Source organism: Croceitalea vernalis (genome assembly GCF_031846405.1).
Classification (GTDB): domain Bacteria; phylum Bacteroidota; class Bacteroidia; order Flavobacteriales; family Flavobacteriaceae; genus Croceitalea; species Croceitalea vernalis.
The window spans coordinates 751,497-771,863 of sequence record NZ_JAVRHU010000002.1 but is presented as its reverse complement, the minus strand read 5'-3'; the positions used below and the strand labels follow the sequence as shown (position 1 = coordinate 771,863).

Below are 20,367 nucleotides of genomic sequence, written 5' to 3'. Positions count from 1 at the left end.
TGTTATCTTTCTAACTTAAATTAAACCACATCCGAATGAAGCGTCTTGCGTTTTTAATCTCATTGTTATTTTTTAGTTTTTCTATTGCTCAAACAAACCCTAAATGGGCTAGGTATCCTTCTATTTCACCTGATGGTAAAACTATTGTTTTTACCTACAAAGGGAACTTATTTAGTGTGCCAAGTACTGGAGGCACAGCCATGCAATTGACCTTTCATAAAGCACATGATTACAAGGCAGTATGGAGTAAAGACGGTAAGCGTATAGCATTCGCTTCTGATAGATATGGCAATTTTGATGTATTTGTAATGGATGCATTAGGAGGCGAGGCAACGCGATTAACATTGCATAGCAATGACGAAGTGCCTTATACATTTTCACATGATGACACCACCGTTATTTTTGGCGGAATAAGACAAGACGCGGTGAAACATAGACAATACCCGAATAGGTCTCAACCCGAGTTATATATGGTGGCCTCTAATGCTGGCAAAGTAAATCAAGTATTAACAGTGCCTGCTCAAGACGTACAAATAAGTTCAGACGGAAGTTATTTGCTCTATCATGATAAAAAAGGATACGAAGATGAATTTAGAAAACATCATGTATCCGCGATTACACGAGATGTATGGATGTATGATATGACAAATGATAAGCATACGATGCTAACCAACTTTAAAGGAGAAGATAGAAACCCTGTGTTGTCTAAAGATGAGAAGACCGTCTATTATTTAAGTGAAGAAAGCGGCACTTTCAACGTGCATAAGTTTGCGCTCGATAATCCTTCTCAAAATGAACAATTAACCGAGTTAAAAACACACCCTGTAAGATTTTTATCTTATGGAAATGGCACTATGGCTTTTAGTTATGATGGTGAAATTTATACCCTTGTTGACGGTGAGGCCCCTAAAAAAGTTGGTATAATTATCAGAACGCAAGATGGCGCTAATTCAGACCAGTATATCTCTATTAATTCTGGAGTTCGTGAAATGGTCGTTTCGCCTAACGGTAAAGAGATTGCTTTTATAGCAAGAGGTGAAGTTTTTGTTACTGCCGTTGAAGGTGGGCTTACGAAAAGAATTACCAATACTCCAGAGCAAGAACGTTTTGTACGTTTTACCTCAGATGGTAAAGGAGTTGCTTACGCAAGTGAAAGAGAAGGTCGTTGGCAAATCTTTAAAACTACAAAGACTAGAATTGAAGAGCCTTACTTTTTTGCAGCAACCCTACTTAAAGAAGAAGTGGTTTTAAACAAAGAGGTGGATTGCTACTTGCCCAAATTTTCAACCGACGGCACCTATATGGCTTATATAGAAGATAGGCGTACACTTAAAGTTTTAAACCTCAAAACCAAAGAAGAGAAAACCTTAATGACACCTGATGAATTGTACCATATGCGTGACGGTGACAAGTATTTTACTTGGAGTCCTGATAGTAAATGGTTATTAGTTTCATGGGGTAAATCGTTAAGTAATGGTGAAGTTTTATTAGTCGCCGCCGATGGTAGCAAAAAAATGAACTTAACTCAAAGTGGTTATTATGATTATTATCCGAAATGGGTAAATGACGGAAAACAATTATTGTGGTTTAGTAATAGAGATGGCTTAAAGAGTTATGCTACAAGTGGAAGAACTCAAGGTGATGTCTATAGTATGTTCTTGACGCAAGAAAGTTGGGATAAGTTCAGTATGACCAAAGAGGATTTTGATTTAATGAAATTACTCGAGGAAAAGAAAGATGATAAGAAGAGTGAAGATAACTCTGATGCTGCTTCCAAGAAAAAAAGTAAAAAAGATAAAAAGGAAGAAAAACCCAAAACCAAACCTTTAAATTTTGACTTTGAAGATGTGATGGAAAGAAAGGCCAGATTAACAATACATTCGTCTAATCTTAGTGATGCTGTGCTCTCTAAGGATGGTGAAAAATTGTACTATCTCGCTAGGTTTGAAAAGAATCTAAATCTTTGGGAAACGGAACTGCGAACGAAAAAAACCAAAATGTTAATTGGTCTAGGTGCACGCCGAGCAAGTCTGCAATGGGACGCTAAACAAGAGAATTTATTTCTTCTAAGCGATGGAAGTATTTCTAAAGTAGATTTAAAGTCTGGTAGCACTAAACCGGTTAAAATGAAGTCTGAAATGCAATTAGATACTGATGCTGAGCGCCAACATATGTTCGAGCATATTTGGTTGCGTACTAATGCAATTTTCTACCATTCCAATTTTCACGGTAAGGATTGGGAATTGTTACGTAGTGAATATGAGAAGTACATTCCGCATTTAGGTAATTCTTATGAATTCGCCGAGGTTGTTTCTGAATTACTTGGAGAATTGAATGTAAGTCATGCTGGTGGTCGTTACAATACTAACATCCCTAATGGAGATGCCACGGCTAGTCTAGGGATTTTTATGGATTATACTTATGTGGGTAATGGAATAAAAATAGCAGAAGTAATTAAGGGAGGACCGTTAGATAAAGCTTCGTTCAAACTTGAAGTAGGAAGTATTATTGAAAAAATTAATGGAGAAACCATTCAAGCCGATAAAGATGTTGCTGGCTATTTAAATCGTTTGTCATCTAAATTCACTTTACTTGATGTGGTTGATGCCGCCGGCCTAAAAAGACAACAAATTACTGTTAAACCAATAACCTTAGGCCAAGAAAATCGTTTGCTTTATAAACGCTGGGTAAAAATTAATGAAAAGGAAGTTGCCAAAAAAAGTAACGGTCAATTGGGTTATGTTCATATTCCAGGAATGAGTGACGGTCCTTATAGAAATATATATGAGCAAATGTTAGGAAAGTTTTCAGACAAAAAGGCTGTTATTGTTGATACTCGTTTTAATGGTGGAGGTGATTTAGTAGCAGATTTGGCGATGTTCTTTACTGGAGAACCTTTTATTACTTACGAAACTGAGGATAGACAAGTAGGTGGTGAACCAACATCGAGATGGACAAAACCAACTTTAGCTATTTTCAATGAATCTATGTATAGTGATGGGCATTGTTTTGCTAGTGGATATACCGATTTAAAAATTGGTAAAACCGTAGGTATGCCAGTACCAGGCACTTGTAGTTTTGCAGGTTGGGAACGTTTGCCGAACGGTGGTGTATGGGGAGTAGTGCCCGTAAGTGCTAAAAACAAAGCAGGAGAATGGATGGAAAATAATCAAACAGAGCCTATGATTGTGGTCAAGAACATGCCAGATGTCATTGATAAAGGTATTGATCAACAACTGGAACGTTCTATTGAAGAGCTTTTAAAAGATGTAAACTAGCGAGGACTTCTTGATTTGATACCTTGTTTACAAAGTGATATGATTTCTATTATCCGCTTATGTCTGGTTTCATTTCTTTTGGCTTGATTGAGCCAATAAAGATAACTTTTGCGCTGGCCTTTTGTAAAGCGTTGATAGTTATCAAAAGCTTTTTGGTTTTTATCAAATGCCATTTGTAAATCTTCAGGGATTATGCCTTTTTCTACTTTGTCTAATGCTATCCATGAACCATTTTCTTTGGCAGTCTTTATTGATCTTAAGCCGCTTTTGTGCATTAAGCCCTGTGCTTTAAGTTCTTTTAGGTGGTCTTTGTTCACTTTACTCCATACGCTCTTTGGTTTTCTTGGGCAGAAGTATTGTCTTCGTTTACCATTACCTAAACTTTTTACGGTACTGTCAATCCATCCAAAGCAAAGCGCAACCCTTACTGCTTCTTCCCATCGCATACTTAGCATAGGGTGTTCAATTTTATAAAAAATAAGATATATGCCTTTCGTGCTCATATGATTTTCTAACAACCATTCCCGCCACTCTTTATCATTCTTAAAATAGTACTCTTTTATTGCTTCCATTATTAAAAATCAAGACCCTAACAAATATCCAGAATATTTAATAGCTTTGATTTTATCTCAAGGCAAATTCTTATGAAAAAATTTCTTCTCTGTTCTGCAGTACTTGCGGGCGCTTTATTTTTACTAAATAGTTGTGATACTAAAAGATCAGGTACACCTAAGGTATTGGTGTTTTCTAAGACTATGGGCTTTGCCCATGCTTCTATTCCTGCAGGTATGGCTGCTATTGAAAAGTTAGGTAATGAGAACGGCTTTGCAGTTGATACCACCACTAATGCGGAACTTTTTAATGAAGAGAATTTAAAAAAATATTCCGCTATCATATTTTTAAGTACTACAATGAATGTACTTAATCATTATGAAGAAGCAGCTTTTGAACGTTATATTCAAGCCGGTGGCGGTTTCGTAGGCATACATGCTGCTGCGGATACAGAGTACGATTGGGGTTGGTATAATCAATTGGTTGGGGCTCAATTCTTGAGTCATCCTGCTGGAACTCCAAATGCCAATTTTATAGTTGAAGACAATACTTTTATCGCCACAACTCATTTTACAGATTCTATTTGGAATCGTTCAGATGAATTGTATAACTATAAAAACTTAAACCCCGATGTAAATGTTTTGATGACTGTGGATGAATCTTCTTATGAAGGAGGTGAAAATGGTGAATATCATCCAATTTCTTGGTATCATGAGTTTGATGGAGGTCGTTCATTTTATACTGGTGCAGGACACACAGATGAAAGTTTTAAAGAAGAACTATTCTTAAAGCATTTATTAGGAGGTATACAATATGCAATTGGAGAAAATTTGGAGTTAGATTACGCAAACGTTTCTTCACAAATTCCACCTGAAGTAGACCGATTCTCTAAAGTAAACTTAGCACAAGGGGAATTTTTTGAGCCGACTGAGATGACTATTTTACCTAATAACGATGTCTTAATTGCACAAAGAAGAGGTGAGATTTTGCTCTATAAAGAAGACACCAAAGAAATTACTGAAGTAGCTAAGTTTGACGTATATCATAAGACACTTAAGGCACAAGGTGTAAATGCTGAAGAAGGTGTTATGGGGCTACAAAAAGACCCTGATTTTACCAGTAATAATTGGGTTTATGTTTACTATGCTCCAACGGGCGAAAAAGAAGTCAATAGATTATCAAGATTTACCTTTAGAGATGATGTTTTTGAAATGGCTTCTGAACAAGTTATCCTTGAAGTGGCTAGCCAAAGAGAGATATGCTGTCATACGGGTGGCTCCATAGCTTTTGGTCCTGACAACTTATTGTATTTGTCCACTGGCGATAATTCTACACCATTTGATGAAGGAAATGCTAAATACGTTAACAGTGGCTTTGCACCTTTGAACGATTTACCAGGACATGAGCAATACGATGCTAGAAGATCTTCTGGTAACACCAATGATTTACGCGGGAAAATTTTAAGAATAAAAGTAAATGAAGATGGTAGTTATGATATTCCTGAAGGAAATTTATTTCCTGCAGGATTGGAGAAAACAAGACCTGAAATTTATACCATGGGGCATCGAAACCCTTATAGAATTTCTGTTGATATTAAAAGAGGTTATGTTTATTGGGGAGATGTTGGACCGGATTCAAGAGTAGATAGTCTTGAAACAAGAGGTCCGCGTGGTTATGATGAAATGAATCAAGCAAGAGAAGCAGGAAACTTTGGTTGGCCTTTATTTATTGGTGATAATAAACCTTATGTGGCATATAATTATGAAACCGGTGTTTCTGGCGAGGCTTTTGATCCAAAAAAACCAATCAATAATTCAAAAAATAATACTGGGTTAACAGAGTTGCCCAAAGCGATGCCGGCATATACATTTTATCCTTATGCGGAAACCACAGAATTTCCGCAAGTTGGTTCGGGAGGTCGTAATGCGATGGCAGGACCAACTTATTATTCTGATTTATACAAAGGAGAAGAAAAGCTACCTGCTTATTATGATGGTAAGGTCATCATATATGAGTGGATGCGCGGGTGGATGATGGCTATTCATTTAAACGAAGATGGTAGTTTTAATAAAATGGAGCCTTTTGCTTCAGATATTGAGGTAAACAGTCTAATAGATATGGAGGTTGGACCTAATGGTAAAATCTATTTGTTAGAATATGGAAGTGGTTGGTTTTCTAAGAATGATGATTCTGCTTTAAGTTATATCGAATTTAATGGCGGAAATCGCCCACCTTTAATTGATAATATGATAGTTGATAAAACTTCAGGGGCAGCACCATTGACAATTAATGCAAGTGTTGAAGCAATGGATAGAGAAAAGGACAACATGACTTACGTTTGGGATTTAGGTAATGGAGATACAAAAGAAACAACTACACCTGAACTTAAGTATACTTATAATGAGGTTGGTTCTTATAAAGTAAAAGTTGATGTAAAAGATGATTTAGGAGAAACTGCTCAAAGTGAGTCTGTGGCTGTTGTTGCAGGTAATAGTAGACCTGAGGTGAATATTAACTTAGTAGGGGGTAATTCTTCTTTCTTTGTGCCTGGCCAAGACATATCTTATGAAGTCATTGTGAACGACCCTGATGGTAATGAATCATTGAATGAAGAAAATATTTTTGTAAGTGTTGATTATTTAGAAGGTATGGACAAGGTTGCCATGTCTTTAGGTCATCAACAAGTTTCTGCAGTTGTTACTGGTAAAGCACTAACCCAGGCGATGGATTGCAAAACATGTCATAAAGAAAAAGAGGCTTCAATCGGTCCAAACTATTTGGAAATAGCTAATAAATATAATGGTCAGTCAAATGCTTTGGCTTACTTGGAAGAAAAAATAGTTGCTGGTGGTTCTGGTGTTTGGGGAGAAGTTATGATGCCTGCACATCCAAACGTGACTGCTGATGAAGCAAGACAAATTAGTTTATACATAACATCACTTGCCGACGATTATAAAGAAAAAAAATCCTTACCTCCAAAAGGAAGTGTTACGGCCACGGCGAAACCTGGGCAGATGATGATCATTACAGCTAGTTATACAGATACTGGTGAAGAGGGTGCAAGTCCATTAACAGGGACTAAATCAGTAGCACTTTCTAGTAATACGGTGACTTTCCCTAAAAACACACTTACGGATGGAATGCAGGCAGTACAATTTGGAGGAATGGATTTGCAGTTACTCAATGAAGCCAAAGGCGGTCTTGTAATGGAAAATGTTGATTTGACAGGCGTTCAGGCAGTTCTACTTACATTTGGTTGGCAAGAAGCACCTAGTATAGGTTACAATTTTGAGATACGTCAAAATAACGCTGAAGGCACCGTAATTGGCCAAGGAGCAATGCCTCAGCCTCAACCCGGACAACCAGGTGGCGCTGCAATGCTTACTTTTTCTGAAAAAATAGAAAGTAAAACTGATATCTATATTAGTTATGCCATTGAAGAGGGTAAGGAACCAGCTATGGTTGCTCTTGTAAATGCAACATTTAATTAAATCGGTTTGTTAGGTAAAATGGGCTAAAGTTTTTCATTCAATATGGCGAGCATTGTTTGAATACCTTCACGATAATTACCAAGTCTTAAATTTTCATTAGGACTATGTTGGTTATTATCTCTATTGACAGTTGGTACAGTCACTGCAGGAATATCAAGTGTGGTGACAAAGGGAGAGATTGGTATTGAACCACCGCTCATTCTAATGCGTATGGGGTCTTCGTCAAACGATTTTTTAAGTGCTCTTGTTAGCCAAAGACCTACTTCTGAATCAAAGTCTGTTCTGAAAGATTGATACGATATTTCAGAAGTTAGTGTAGCTGTTTTGGGGTACTTTAAGCGTTCTTCTGTACTTGGTTTTTGTTTCAAAACATGATATCCTTCAGCTATAATATGATTATTAATTAGACTAAGAAGTCTTTCAGGGTTAGACTCTAGAACTAATCGTACGTCAATTTCAGCTCTTGCCCAACTAGGTATGATTGTTCTGACCTTTTCATTTATCCAACCGGATTGCATCCCGCGAATATTTAATGAAGGATATTGTATAGCTTCTTGATAATAGCCTCCCACTTTATCAGTTTCGGCAATTTCTAGTCTATTTTTAATTTGAGTTTCATTATCTGGTACTGCCTTAAGGATTTGCTCAGTCGCAGGATTAATGGAGATGCCATCATAGAAGCCCTTAATGGTGACGCGACCTTGATCATCTTTCATTGATGCCAGTAATTTTGCAAGCCTTAACGCAGGGTTTGGGGCATAATTACCAAAATGCCCACTATGTTGAGGAACATTTGGGCCATATGTAGTTAACTGCAAAGTGGCAATACCTCGGGCACCAAAGGTAAGTGTAGGTTTATTGGTGATATGTCTTGGGCCATCAAAAATAATGAGCATATCAGCTGATAAAAGTGTTTGGTTTTCCGTTACTGCATTGGGCAGGCGAGGTGATCCTAACTCTTCTTCAAAATCCATGATGATTTTGATATTGTAATTAGGTGTTATGTTGAATTCTTTGGCGGCGTCTAATGCACTTAAAAACATTGCTACCGGACCTTTAGCATCACTTGCAGAACGTGCAAAAACTCGCCAATCATCTTCGTAATTTGTCATTTTTTCCCAAGAAACTTCTTCCCAGTCACCATTAGAATTTAATCTTTTTAAAGTTGGTCGGTAAGGACTTTTTTGAAACCATCTTGTGGAATCGACTGGTTGACCATCAATTTGTAGGTAAATCAATACCGTCTTTTCGGCATTTTTATGTTTACGCTCAGCTAGAAGCAAAGGCACCGTTGCGGTTTTGATTCGATGGGTTGTAAATGCTCTTTGTTTAAAAGCTACTTCACACCATTTTATATTTTTTTCAATATCCTCTGGATAAAATGCATCGTTTGGAATGCTTAAAATTTCTTTAAGAAGTGGAATGGAGCTTTCCGCATATTTTGAAGCAATTTCTTTTAATTTGTTTTGACTTAACTTTTGTGAAAAACTACTAACACAAATAAAGCTCAAGCAAATAGTAAATCTTGTGGTTTTGGTAAAAAGATTAATCATCATGAGTTAAAGAATTTAAAATAGAGTTTTTTGTGTTATCCTTTTGTAAATCAACAAAATAAAATAAAACAAAATAATTACTAGTGTAATTCCTAGAATTAGAAAGGTATAGTTTTTAAAGAGTTCTGATTTTTCGGGAATATTTTTGAATGAATTTTTCCAATTACCACTTAAGTATCTTCCAATGGGCCACCACAAAATATTTAAAACCACATTAAATTTAAGAAACTTCAAAATCAAGGGAGGGGTATTTTTATTTAATTGAAAAGCCAGATAAACCCAGATTGGAAAGGCAATCAGTCCGATGGCCGTCGTAAGATTACCTAAAGGAATTTCTGGGTTTTTAATCAAGGGGAGTAGCAGCATTTCTGAACCGGAAACCAGAAAAATTAGACAAGAAAGGAAAAGAAAAAAGCTGGTTAATAAGAGTAATTTATTCTTTTCTTTCATGAGTACTGTGTTTTGTCCAAAACAAAAGTAAGTCCGGTTTCCTTTGGTGTATGTAAATGCTTTAATAGGCCAGACTTATCTATTAGTTTTCCACCTAATTTTTTTACAGCCTTCTGTGAACGAAAATTATTTTCATCAACATTGAAGAGCACATAATCAAAATATTTGAAGGCGTGAATAATCATTAAATGTTTGAAAGCTTTGTTATACTTGCCACCCCAGAAGTCTCTAGAGAGAAATGTCCAACCAATTTCAACAGCGTTGCTAGCGTTCTCATGACGTTTGTAACGTGAACTTCCAATAATAGTTTTGGTGGCTTTATCAAAAATTGCAAATGCCCCTTTTGAGGCCATAGCGTTTTTAAAGAATTCCTTAAAAACAGCCAGTTCGAATCTGTCTGGGTTTTGATGTAGCTTCCAAATTTCAGCATCACTTGCTACATGATACAAATTTTCAAAATCCTTATCTAATAGTGGTCTAACAATGACCAATTCATTTTCTAATGTTGGCTGTAAATCTATCATTACTAAATAAGTTTTTCATTTTTAGTTTCTGGCTGATTTTTCACCATAAATTGAAATATATCATTTCTTGAATAATGACCGTTCACATCAAAATCCATTTTTGCGTTTGTAATATCATCCAAGTCTATTTCAGCATTTAAAACACCTGCTTTACCAAATAATGGGCCGGCCAAAACCTTTCCTTGTGGAGAAATAATAATACTTCCACCTTGACAAAGGTCTTCAGGTTGTTCTTTTACTAACTCCTGATGGATTTTTGAGTACATGGATTTTGTAAAATATTGATTACATCCCAATACAAAACATCTTCCTTCTAATGCAATATGTTTGAGTGTCGTGGTCCATTCTTCTCTTGAGTCCGCTGTTGGAGCAAGGTAAATTTCAACTCCCTTTTGATACATAGCCATTCTGGCGTGTGGCATATAATTTTCCCAACAAATAAGTCCACCAAGTTTACCGATTTTTGTATCAAAGGTCACCAATGAAGATCCATCTGACTCTGCCCAAACTAAGCGCTCTGTCCCCGTCGGTTTTATTTTGCGATGTACGCCTAACAGACCTTTGGTAGGGGAGATAAAGACCATACTGCAAAATAGACTACCATTGTTGTTTTGTTTTTCAGTAATCCCAATAACAAGATAAGTCTTATGTGCCCTAGAAAGTCCAATTAATCGTTTCATTTCTTCACCCTCAATAGCTATACTGTTTTTATAGTATTCTGTATAGAGAGATTTACCTTCTTCTGTTCGGCTACCTATTCTTGCGCCAAAATCAAAACCTCTGGGATAGCCTGGTATAAAAGACTCGGGGAATACTAATAAATCGCAATTTAACTTGGCTTGCTCAAGGATAATAGCTTCCATTTTATCCAAGGTTTTTTCCTTATCAAAAAAAATAGGATTGTCTTGAACTACGCCTAACTTTACTTTCATTTCAATACTTTTTGAAGCAATACAAAGTATGAAATATATAAGACTTAAACCATTAGTAAATCAATTATGCCTTGAATTGGTTCAAGTTCTTTTTGATGAACGGTTATGGACTCTAGAACACTACTACCAACCATGTCAAACTCACTTTTTAAAATCGTAATACAGTTTTCAGCTTCTTTAATAGTTAAGCCATTTGGTATTTTATAATAACTTTTGTCATATTGAGTTGGTTCTAAACAATCAAAATCAAAATGAAGATATAGTTGAGTGATATTCTTTTTCTTTAAAGTTTGTACCAATTCAAATAAATGTAATTTTTGTGGTGCATATATATTGCCATTATTGATTCTTTCCTGTTCTTTCTTGTCAATATCTCTTAAACCAACATAATGTATTTGCGAAGCTTCTAAATTTGAGAATAGCAAGGAATTCATTTTTATTTCACCTTCGCCCAAAAGGGTTCTTAAAGGCATGCCATGAAAATTGCAACTAGGAGAATCACACGGTTTGTTGATATCGGCATGTGCATCAAACCAAATAAGCCCTAGGTTTGGGTATTTTTTATTTAAAAAAGATACCGGAACAATTTCTAAACCGCAGTCTCCACCGATAATCTGTAATTTTGATGGATTCGATTTTTCTAAAACCTCTTTGAAACGACCTAATTGCTCATGAATGGCATTGAAATTATTGATATTATATAGTTGTTCCCCATTTTTACCAGCAGGAATTATTGCCAATGGAATGGATTCAATTGTGGTATCATTTAGATATTCAAGAATTGCTTTGGCCCCATATTCAATAGATTTTCCGGTACCAGAGCCTTGCCATTGCGGAAAGTAAATTTTCACTCTATAATTTTTGAATCTATATAGAAATCACGGTCAACATTAAGAGTACTACTGTTTACTTTCTCAGTTTTCCAATCTGAGGTTGGATATATCCATTGATTTTTATCACCAATGGTCATTTCAACTGGCATGTCAAAATCTTCTACAACATTGGTATAGCGATACTTTAAACTCTTGCCTTCTAATTTATACTCTAAAGTAGGTATCATTGAGGTTCTCAAGTATTGTTCAAAAAAGGCAGTTAAATCAATACCTGATTCCTTTGATAAAAAGTTTTCTATTTGAGCAGTTGTTACCGTTTGATGATAAAATGTTTTGTTCATATTCCTAAGGATTTTTCTCCACTTTTCATCATCTTCTATAAGCTGTCTTAGAGTATGTAATATATTAGCTCCCTTGTAATACATGTCATTAGAACCTTTTTTATTAAGATTATAACGCCCTATTATTGGTTTGTCATTTTGTATTCTCTTTCTGGTCCCAATGACATAATCTGCTGAAGCCTCTTTACCAAAATGATAGTCTAAATACAAATTTTCTGAATAGGCTGTGAAGCCTTCATGAATCCACATATCAGCAATATCTTTGTAAGTGATACTGTTTGCAAACCACTCATGACCCGCTTCGTGTATGATAATAAAATCGAATTTAAGTCCCCAGCCACTATCTGATAAGTCTGTTCCTTTATATCCGTTTTGATACCCATTACCATATGTAACTGAACTTTGATGTTCCATGCCTAAATAAGGTACTTCAACCAACTTAAAACCATCTTTGTAGAAAGGATACGGGCCAAACCAATGTTCAAAAGCATCCATCATTTGGCCAGTTTGTTTAAACTGTTCTTTGGCTTTTTCTAAGTTTTCAGGTAGCACATAGTAGTCCAAATCAAGGTCTCCATTTTCACCTTTGTATTTTTCTCCAAAATGAACATAATCTCCAATATTAACATTAACCCCATAGTTATTTATTGGGCTATCAACATACCAATGATACGTTTTTGTGTTTGCATCTTCATCCACTGAGCGCAAGCGACCATTAGATACATTCATTAAGTCTTTTGGCACCTTTACACTAATAGCCATGCTGTCAACTTCATCATACATATGGTCTTTATTTGGCCACCAAACGCTTGCACCTAAACTTTGGCAAGAAGTAGCAATAAAGTGGCTGCCCTTACTGTCTTTTTTCCAAGAAAACCCGCCATCCCAAGGAGCTCTAACCGCTTCTTTGGGGTTTCCTGAATAGTGAACTTTTATTTCATTGAAATCTCCTTTAACTTGTTTTTTACTGAGCAAGATGAGATGAACATTACCACTACTTTTAAATGTTAGTTCTTTACCATCGCTTACTACTTTTTCAATTTGCATAGGAGCTTGCAAATCAATTTGCATTAAATCATGCTCCTTCAAAACTTTATAACGAATGGTGTTTGTTCCAGAAATAAACTTTAGATTTGGTTTAACCTCGATATCTAAATGATAGTAATTCAAATCCCACCACTCGCGCTCAGGAGTTATACTACCTCTTAAAAAATCTTCTTTTGTATAACTAAGATTATCCTGCGAATAGACAAAAACACTACAAAAACTAAGGATTACTATCAGTAAGTACTTCATAAAAATGGATTGGTTTATCTAAAAATTGCGTTAGGAAATACTACCGGGCTTTCATGCCCATCTTCTCCAATTGCTGCAATTCCGAAAAAATAATTATCGATTACAATACCATCTAACGTAAAAATGTTGGTATTTCTTACAAATTTATAATTATCCCATGTAGGAGAGGTAGTTTCACGCCAATAAATTTTGTAACCAATAGCTCCTTCAACCGGGCTCCATTTAAATTTAGCTGCTGGTCTAACAATACCTCCAATTTCAACTTTTTCTGGCCCAGGAGGGGCCCAAGCTATTGATGCTAAGTTAATTGCATTTACTGCAGTTAATTTTTTGGCATACTCAAAATTCACATGTTCCAAGACATCTCCATAAGCTATGCCGTCTTCTACACGAATATCTTGGTGTTGTTGTGTATAATTCTCATGTGACTCCATAATTCTTATTCCTGCATAACCAGCATCATTAAAAGGTCGGTGATGCCCTCCACGACCAAATCTATCAAGTCTATAAATCATTGTAGGGTTCATTTCAGGCATGTAGGTTTTTACCGTTTTATGAACATAGCGAGCTAATTGTCTAGAAACACCATCTACTTCACCTCCATAAAAACGTCTAGCATTGCGTTGCTTTTCTGTTTCGGTGACCGGAACGGGCTCAGAAAAGATTCTAAAATCTCTATTACTTACAACCCCATCAACACCTTTGATGTTACCAATCATATCATTATTGAGTATTCCAACAATATTCCATTCATTTTCCTTTGCATAAGCTGCTAAGCCTTTTCCACCAAAAAGCCCTTGTTCTTCACCTGAAAGTCCAACGAAAATGATACTACTTTCAAAATCATATTTAGAGAGCACTCTTGCTGCTTCAATAGTACCTGCCATTCCACTTGCATTATCATTAGCTCCTGGAGAGTCTGAAGTAAAATTGGTTGGGTCACTAACTCTAGAATCAATATCACCGCTCATAATTATAAAACGGTTAGGATGTTTAGTTCCTCGTTTGATAGCAACAACATTAACCACCCAAACATCATTTACTATTCGTCCGTTAGTTCCTTTTTCTACAAAATCTTTTTGATAAAACACTTCAAGACAATCAGCACAGTCATTAGAAATTTTATCAAACTCACTTTTAATCCATCTTCGAGCAGCACCAATTCCTCTTGTCTGAGAGACTGTATCACTCAAAGTATGTCTCGTTCCAAAATTGGCCAAGGTGGTTATATCTGCTTCTATGCGCTCGGCTGAAACAGCATTAATAATATCATATATTCTTGAATCGTTTTGGGCAGTAAGACTTAAAGAGAAAAGCAAAATGCTACTCAGTATTATTTTTTTCATTTTATTCTGTTTTGAATTTTTTAAAAAAGTAATAACTGTGACCTGCACATAGAGGCCCCAACAGGCTATATAAAAGACCTGGTAATCCGAAATTAATTCCTATTTGTAAATAGGCAACAAAAATTGAAATTAGAGCGACCAGAACAAAAATTCCGAAATGCCTTACATAAAAGAGTAAATGATAAGCCGAAACATATTTTTTCGTTTTATCGTATGCTCTCCAGTACATTAAGGCTAAACACATAAATATTAGCGCAAAACCAAGACCATAAAGCTCAAAAATACCGGCTAATTTTTCTGGTGTCATTCCTTCAGTACCAAACCACGAATTGACCAATGTTTTAAGTGGAAATACGTAATATAGCACTACAAATAATAACACGGCATTAATGACGATAATATGGTTATCCATATAATTGGTTCGCCTAAAAAAATTGTAATGTAGATACCATAAGGTTACTAAAACGAAGAAACTCACAGCAAAACCCGTGAATAATTTAAAGTCTATGGAGATAATAGATTCGGAACTACTAGATCCCACCGAAACAACTAATAGTGTTGCTGCAAAAGCAAAAACTGCATCACTGAAAGCTTCTATCCTAGAAATATTATGAGGTAATTTCACAATAGAAATTTATCGAATTAAAGTGAATCTGGCAATTTTATCACCTTTAATAGCTATTCCTCATAAAATTTAAAAATTAAGAGTACAATTATTCAAATAATATGTCAGGTCATCAATTGGTATGCGATTGTGATAGACTATAGAAGGTAGCTTGAACGAAGTCTTCATCATCACCAGAATTATTTTGATTGTATACGCCAGCTTTGAAATACATGTACTGTCCTCCAACATCATAACCACTATCTGACATATCAACAACTTGTGTTACATCTTCTTTACCTTCTCTAATGATTGTAACAGTTAATTCATTACCAACGACCTCAATACGATAACTGAACTTTTCGTCTAAGGCGATACCATCGGTTGGATTACTGGCGCTATTTGAGCGAGAGCCAATCATTTCATACCAAAATTCGTCATCGTTATTTTCTTCGTGAGCAAAATAAATACTACCAAGTTCATTGTTCGGTAGTTTTCGATAGTACAAGCGAATTGGTTCATCACTGTTAGCGTGAATTTGACCAACAATTACACGTCCTCGATGGCTGGTGCTTCCAGTTGTTGTGACATGATTTACTGCTAATGTCGCTGTCAATAAACCATCATAACCACCAGAATTATCAATATCTTGTTGTGGAGCACTACCAAATACCCAGTTGTTTCTTGAAATTCCAGTAGTATTAAAATCAGTATTACCTCTGCGCAACATTTCGCGAAGTTCTACTCTTGTATAACTGGTATTTGTTGAAGTTTTAAACCCTGCATTCGGGCATTTGAAAACCATACCACCATCTTCAGCAGTGTAAAAAAAACGATCATCCTCGTAACCAGAACTTAAATCATCTTCTTTTATGTCATCGGCTGTACCACTGCCGTCAATATCGGTAGGAATACTAATTTTCCAAACTGCGAGGTCAAAGTTCCCTGATGGTGGTAAACTACTATCTAAGTCTTCAAAAGCACCTGTTTCTTCTTCCTCTTCTTCTTCCGGTTCTTCTACTTCTTCTTGCTCCTCTGGTTCTTCACCAATTACTATTTCTGGTTCTTCAGGTGTTTCTGGTTCAGAAGAACTACAATTAAAAAATAAAAATGCAAAAATGAATAGGGATAAAAGTTTTGTTTGGGACTTCATTTAAATCTTATTTAAATCAAAAAATAGTGTTCACTGCTGACATTTAAAATGAAAACTACGTCAAAATTTCGAAATTAGGTGTATCTGCAGTGATTATAACAAAGTTAGTAATTTCTGTTTTTAGTAAGAGCGTATTTATCGCCTCAAAAAAATAGACGTTTGAAGGCGGCGTTAAAAAGCTTTATTTAACAAAAGTTACTTTCGCAATTTTACCATATTCAATTTCATAAATGGCAATTGCTTCAAAACTACCACCGTTAACCGTGATGTGCTCTTGATCTATTACTTTATTACCAATAATAATTCTGTTTTTTATTTCGCAGTTTAAATCGGGTGTTGCATCGAAAAACCCCTTATAACCTTGTCTTATGGCTTCTTGACCTTTTGAGGTTTGATTATTAGGGAAACTATATAATTCTACATCCTCACTGTAGGTTTCTAAAAATGCATCAATATTTCTAGAATTGTAAGCGACGAGTTGTTCATCAACAATTTGTTCAGCTTGTTTTTCATTACCCTTGCCATAAACCATAGTCATGGATTTAATTTTACCGTTTTGAATTTTATAAATTGCAGCTTGTTTCTTTTTGTTGGAAGAGTTAAGCACTAGTTCTTTATCAATTACTATATCACCCACAATAATTCTAGATACGACATCTACTTTAGTTTCACTATCATTATCAAAATAATTTTGATAGTCCTTTCTAAGATTTTCAATTCCAGTAAATAAGGTTTTGTTCGGAAAATTGGCAACCACAACATTTTCTGAAAAGCATGAAACAAAGGCATCTAGATCTCTTTTGTTAAATGATTGAAATTGTTTATCAATTAATGATTCGTGTGATACTTCAGAAACTATGGCAATTTTATTGCCATTTGGCGAAATCGCCAATCTTGAAATTTTTTGAACATTCTTGTCTTGAGACTTGTATAGCGTAGCCCATTGATTAAGTTCTTTAGAATCAAAGATCATAAGCATGTTTTTCATTCCAATTAGAGCAAAGCCCATTGGATGCCAAGCATAATCTTGTGTATTAGAAATGTTGGTGATGGAATCAGTTTTTCCAGTAATAGGATCTAATGACTTTAGTACATTTTGATTGCCCTCTCTTTGTATAAAGCTTATATTTTTTGAATTTGGAATTTTCTGAAGACATCTACCTACATTTTTCTGAAAAGTATAATTAGTTCCGTCTTTCAAATTACTGACGACTAAATCCATTCTATTCTCTATCAGAACGGTATTGACTAAAACGTCTTTATTGTACCATAGATGATAACCCACTTTTGCATCTTTCAAAATAGGTTTAGAATTACCTTTTTCAATGTCATACGCATAAAGCAATTGTAGCCCCGTTGTATCTAATCGAACCGCAGAAATTTGATTACCATTCACAATTCGAGTAGGGGAGTATTCACTACCAACTGTGGTATCAGTTAACCAAGTGGTCTCGCCAGTCGCAATATCATACTTTCTAATATCAGTTTGTCCGTTACGTGTAGACGAAAAAAGAACTGTATTATTATCGAAAAAAGAAGGTTGGTTATCGTACCCAGCATTACTAGAAATATTAATCTTGTTCGAAAGAATTACTGTGTCATTATCAACACTTAAATCAAAGAGATAAATTTCAGTATCAGCTTGAGCAGATATAAATTGGTGACAAATAAAACAGACTAGAAAAAAAATGTAATTTTTCAAACTATTATAGATTTACAAAGTGTTTTAATAATTCACGAACCTTTTTTGTACCATCAATATGGTACTTGGCTTGTGTTTTTTGGAGCCCTACTTTCACGGTTATGGTCGATTCTGGTAGTTCTTGAAACATGAATTCATCTGTCCAATCATCACCTATTGCAAAAACAAAATCATAGTCATCTTCACTTAAAATCCTAACTGAAGCCCTTCCTTTATTAACGTTACTACTTTTAACTTCCATGACTTTATTGCCGTTAAGAACACTAATATCATCATTACCGATTAAACTAGTCAACACCGTATTTAGTTCAGTTGCCCGTTTATTACCAAAATCAGGATCTGTATTTCGATAATGCCATGCTAATGAATAATTTTTCTCTTCAATAAAAGACCCTGGTGTTCTATCTACGAAAGATTCCAACACTGGTTGAATTTTTTCCATCCACTCTCCATTTACTTTTTCTAAAAGTTTAAACTGTTCGCCATCTCTTGAAATCCAAACTCCATGCTCTACAATCATGTTGTATTTTTTTGGTAAAAACCAGCGTGTAAAAGTTTCTTTGTCACGACCGCTAATAAGAAAGAGCGTTGTACCTTCTTGATGGTGTAGTTGATCTAAAAGTTGATATAATTCTTCATTAGGAGAGGCTTTTTGAGGGTCTTTATGAAAACTTGCAAGTGTTCCATCATAATCTAAAAACAACAGTCTTTTTTTTGCGGAGCTATATTTAGAAGAAACGGCCTCTAAAATCTCATCATTCATTTTTTGAGAAACATAGGTTCCAATGTCTTGCCCCTGTGTTTTTAATGAGTTCATAAATTCATTAGCCCAGACCTCCACATTATAACGCTTTAGTCGATTTTGAAGAAACATATTTCGAGCAATCTGCTCTTCTTTAGGCATGGTGATGGCTTGTTTTAAGGTATCAGCTTGTTGTTCAAAATTGTTCGGATTTATGAGTAAAGCTTCATTCATTTCATAGGCTGAACCCGCCATTTCACTTAATATAAGCACACCTGTTTTATCTGTACGGGTCGCAACGTATTCTTTTGCCACCAAGTTCATGCCATCTCGTAGCGGCGTTAACCAGGCAATATCACTCGAGGTATATAAGTCAATCAGGTTTTCAAAAGGAAGAGAACGATAAAAATACCAAATAGGCGTCCAATTAACGGTTGAAAGTTCTCCATTAATTCTACCTACTAATTCATCTATTTCACGTTTTAATAACTTGTATTGCGGTACATTGGACCTTGATGGTACTGCTAAGATAATTAGACGAACCTTTTCTTTATATTCTGGGTATTTATTTAAAAAGTACTCAAAGGCATTTATTCTTTTGGCAATTCCTTTACTGTAATCTAAACGATCAATAGAAACAATTAATTTGGTATCTGGAGCGGATTTTTTGTGTTCATCTAATTTAATTTGTAAATCTGAACGTTGTTTACCTTTTAAAGCACTACTCTTTTTAGCAGCTTTATGAAACTTATCATAGTCAATTCCCATAGGGAAAGAGTCAACTTTAATTACTCGATTTTCAAGATAAACGTCATTAAAGCTTACATCAAGTCCTAATAATCTTCTTACTGAACTTAAAAAGTGTCTCTCATAATCATAAGTATGAAACCCTATTAAGTCTGCTCCTAAAAGCCCTTCAAGAACTTCTTCACGCCAAGGCAGGGTTCTAAAAATTTCATAAGAGGGAAAAGGAATATGTAAAAAGAAACCAATAGTAGCATTAGGCCTTTTCTCCTTTACCATCTGCGGCACCAACATGAGTTGGTAATCGTGTATCCAGATAATATCATCATCGCCAGCTTCTTCTAAAATAGCATCTGCAAATTTCTGATTTACAGATTTGTAACTGTCCCAAAAGTCTAATTCGAACTCGGAATATTCTAGAAAATAATGAAATAGAGGCCAAATAGTTCTGTTACTAAAACCAAAGTAAAATCCATCAACATCGTCCTTGGTGAGCCTTACTTTAGAACAACCATGTTCTTTTAAAGCACTATCTATAGTTTCAGATAAGCCATCAGGAATGTCTTCATCTGTTAGTCCAGACCAGCCAATCCAAAGGCTTTCACCACCACTATGAACAGATTTCATACCAGTTGCTAAACCACCGACACTAGGAATTGCTGATAAGCCGCCATCACTTATTTGCAATTGTACTGGCAGCCTATTAGAAATAATTATAGTTTTACTCATAAATAAATTTTAGAACAAAAATGTAATAAAAGTGGTGTTTTTTCGATTAATAAGAAAGAAAAAACCTACAATAACCACCAGAAAATAAGAATCCCAC

General features: G+C 35.4%; 14 protein-coding genes. 2 read left to right on the top strand and 12 right to left on the bottom strand.

Features of this window, described 5'->3' with window-relative positions; genetic code table 11:
- Positions 1 to 35 precede the first annotated feature (35 nt).
- Positions 36 to 3,278 (top strand): S41 family peptidase, encoded by a 3,243-nt coding sequence (locus tag RM520_RS09855; RefSeq protein WP_311387905.1) that lies wholly within the window; start codon positions 36 to 38, stop codon positions 3,276 to 3,278.
- Here the strand turns inward: RM520_RS09855 and RM520_RS09850 are convergent.
- On the bottom strand, positions 3,275 to 3,850 hold the full coding sequence (locus RM520_RS09850) for a YdeI/OmpD-associated family protein (protein ID WP_311387904.1): 576 nt from the start codon (positions 3,848 to 3,850) through the stop codon (positions 3,275 to 3,277). The genes RM520_RS09855 and RM520_RS09850 overlap by 4 nt on opposite strands.
- A 72-nt stretch (positions 3,851 to 3,922) precedes the next feature.
- Here RM520_RS09850 and RM520_RS09845 point away from each other — a divergent pair, with 72 nt between their 5' ends.
- Positions 3,923 to 7,321: a ThuA domain-containing protein gene (locus RM520_RS09845; RefSeq protein WP_311387903.1), complete on the top strand. Its 3,399-nt coding sequence runs from the start codon at positions 3,923 to 3,925 to the stop codon at positions 7,319 to 7,321.
- Positions 7,322 to 7,344: 23 nt separating this feature from the next.
- Here RM520_RS09845 and RM520_RS09840 read toward each other — a convergent pair whose 3' ends face one another.
- The 11 genes from RM520_RS09840 to RM520_RS09790 form a co-directional block, all read right to left on the bottom strand.
- Complete coding sequence (locus tag RM520_RS09840) at positions 7,345 to 8,877, bottom strand: M20/M25/M40 family metallo-hydrolase (RefSeq protein ID WP_311387902.1); 1,533 nt, start codon at positions 8,875 to 8,877, stop codon at positions 7,345 to 7,347.
- A 12-nt stretch (positions 8,878 to 8,889) separates the two neighbouring features.
- Positions 8,890 to 9,324, bottom strand: a complete 435-nt coding sequence (locus tag RM520_RS09835) for a hypothetical protein (RefSeq protein WP_311387901.1) — start codon at positions 9,322 to 9,324, stop codon at positions 8,890 to 8,892.
- Positions 9,321 to 9,848 (bottom strand): GNAT family N-acetyltransferase, encoded by a 528-nt coding sequence (locus tag RM520_RS09830; RefSeq protein ID WP_311387900.1) that lies wholly within the window; start codon positions 9,846 to 9,848, stop codon positions 9,321 to 9,323. The genes RM520_RS09835 and RM520_RS09830 overlap by 4 nt, the downstream gene beginning before the upstream one ends.
- Positions 9,849 to 9,850: 2 nt before the next feature.
- Entirely contained in the window at positions 9,851 to 10,780 is a 930-nt protein-coding gene (locus RM520_RS09825) for a carbon-nitrogen hydrolase family protein (protein ID WP_311387899.1), read from the bottom strand.
- A 44-nt stretch (positions 10,781 to 10,824) separates the two neighbouring features.
- Positions 10,825 to 11,631, bottom strand: a complete 807-nt coding sequence (locus RM520_RS09820) for an arginase family protein (RefSeq protein ID WP_311385539.1) — start codon at positions 11,629 to 11,631, stop codon at positions 10,825 to 10,827.
- A complete protein-coding gene (locus RM520_RS09815; protein ID WP_311387898.1) occupies positions 11,628 to 13,250 on the bottom strand; it encodes a M1 family metallopeptidase in 1,623 nt (540 codons plus the stop codon). Before RM520_RS09815 ends, RM520_RS09820 begins: the two co-directional genes overlap by 4 nt.
- Before the next feature lie 14 nt (positions 13,251 to 13,264).
- Positions 13,265 to 14,596, bottom strand: a complete 1,332-nt coding sequence (locus RM520_RS09810) for a M28 family peptidase (RefSeq protein ID WP_311387897.1) — start codon at positions 14,594 to 14,596, stop codon at positions 13,265 to 13,267.
- A gap of 1 nt (position 14,597) precedes the next feature.
- The gene (locus tag RM520_RS09805; protein WP_311387896.1) at positions 14,598 to 15,221 is read right to left on the bottom strand and encodes a TMEM175 family protein; all 624 of its coding nucleotides are present in this window, start codon (positions 15,219 to 15,221) and stop codon (positions 14,598 to 14,600) included.
- Between the two features lie 112 nt (positions 15,222 to 15,333).
- Positions 15,334 to 16,353 carry a polysaccharide lyase family 7 protein gene (locus RM520_RS09800; protein WP_311387895.1) on the bottom strand — a complete coding sequence of 340 codons (1,020 nt, stop codon included), beginning with the start codon at positions 16,351 to 16,353 and terminating at the stop codon, positions 15,334 to 15,336.
- A gap of 181 nt (positions 16,354 to 16,534) precedes the next feature.
- Positions 16,535 to 18,055 carry a nuclear transport factor 2 family protein gene (locus RM520_RS09795; RefSeq protein ID WP_311387894.1) on the bottom strand — a complete coding sequence of 507 codons (1,521 nt, stop codon included), beginning with the start codon at positions 18,053 to 18,055 and terminating at the stop codon, positions 16,535 to 16,537.
- A 4-nt stretch (positions 18,056 to 18,059) separates the two neighbouring features.
- Complete coding sequence (locus RM520_RS09790) at positions 18,060 to 20,270, bottom strand: bifunctional alpha,alpha-trehalose-phosphate synthase (UDP-forming)/trehalose-phosphatase (protein ID WP_311387893.1); 2,211 nt, start codon at positions 20,268 to 20,270, stop codon at positions 18,060 to 18,062.
- Positions 20,271 to 20,367: the final 97 nt, after the last annotated feature.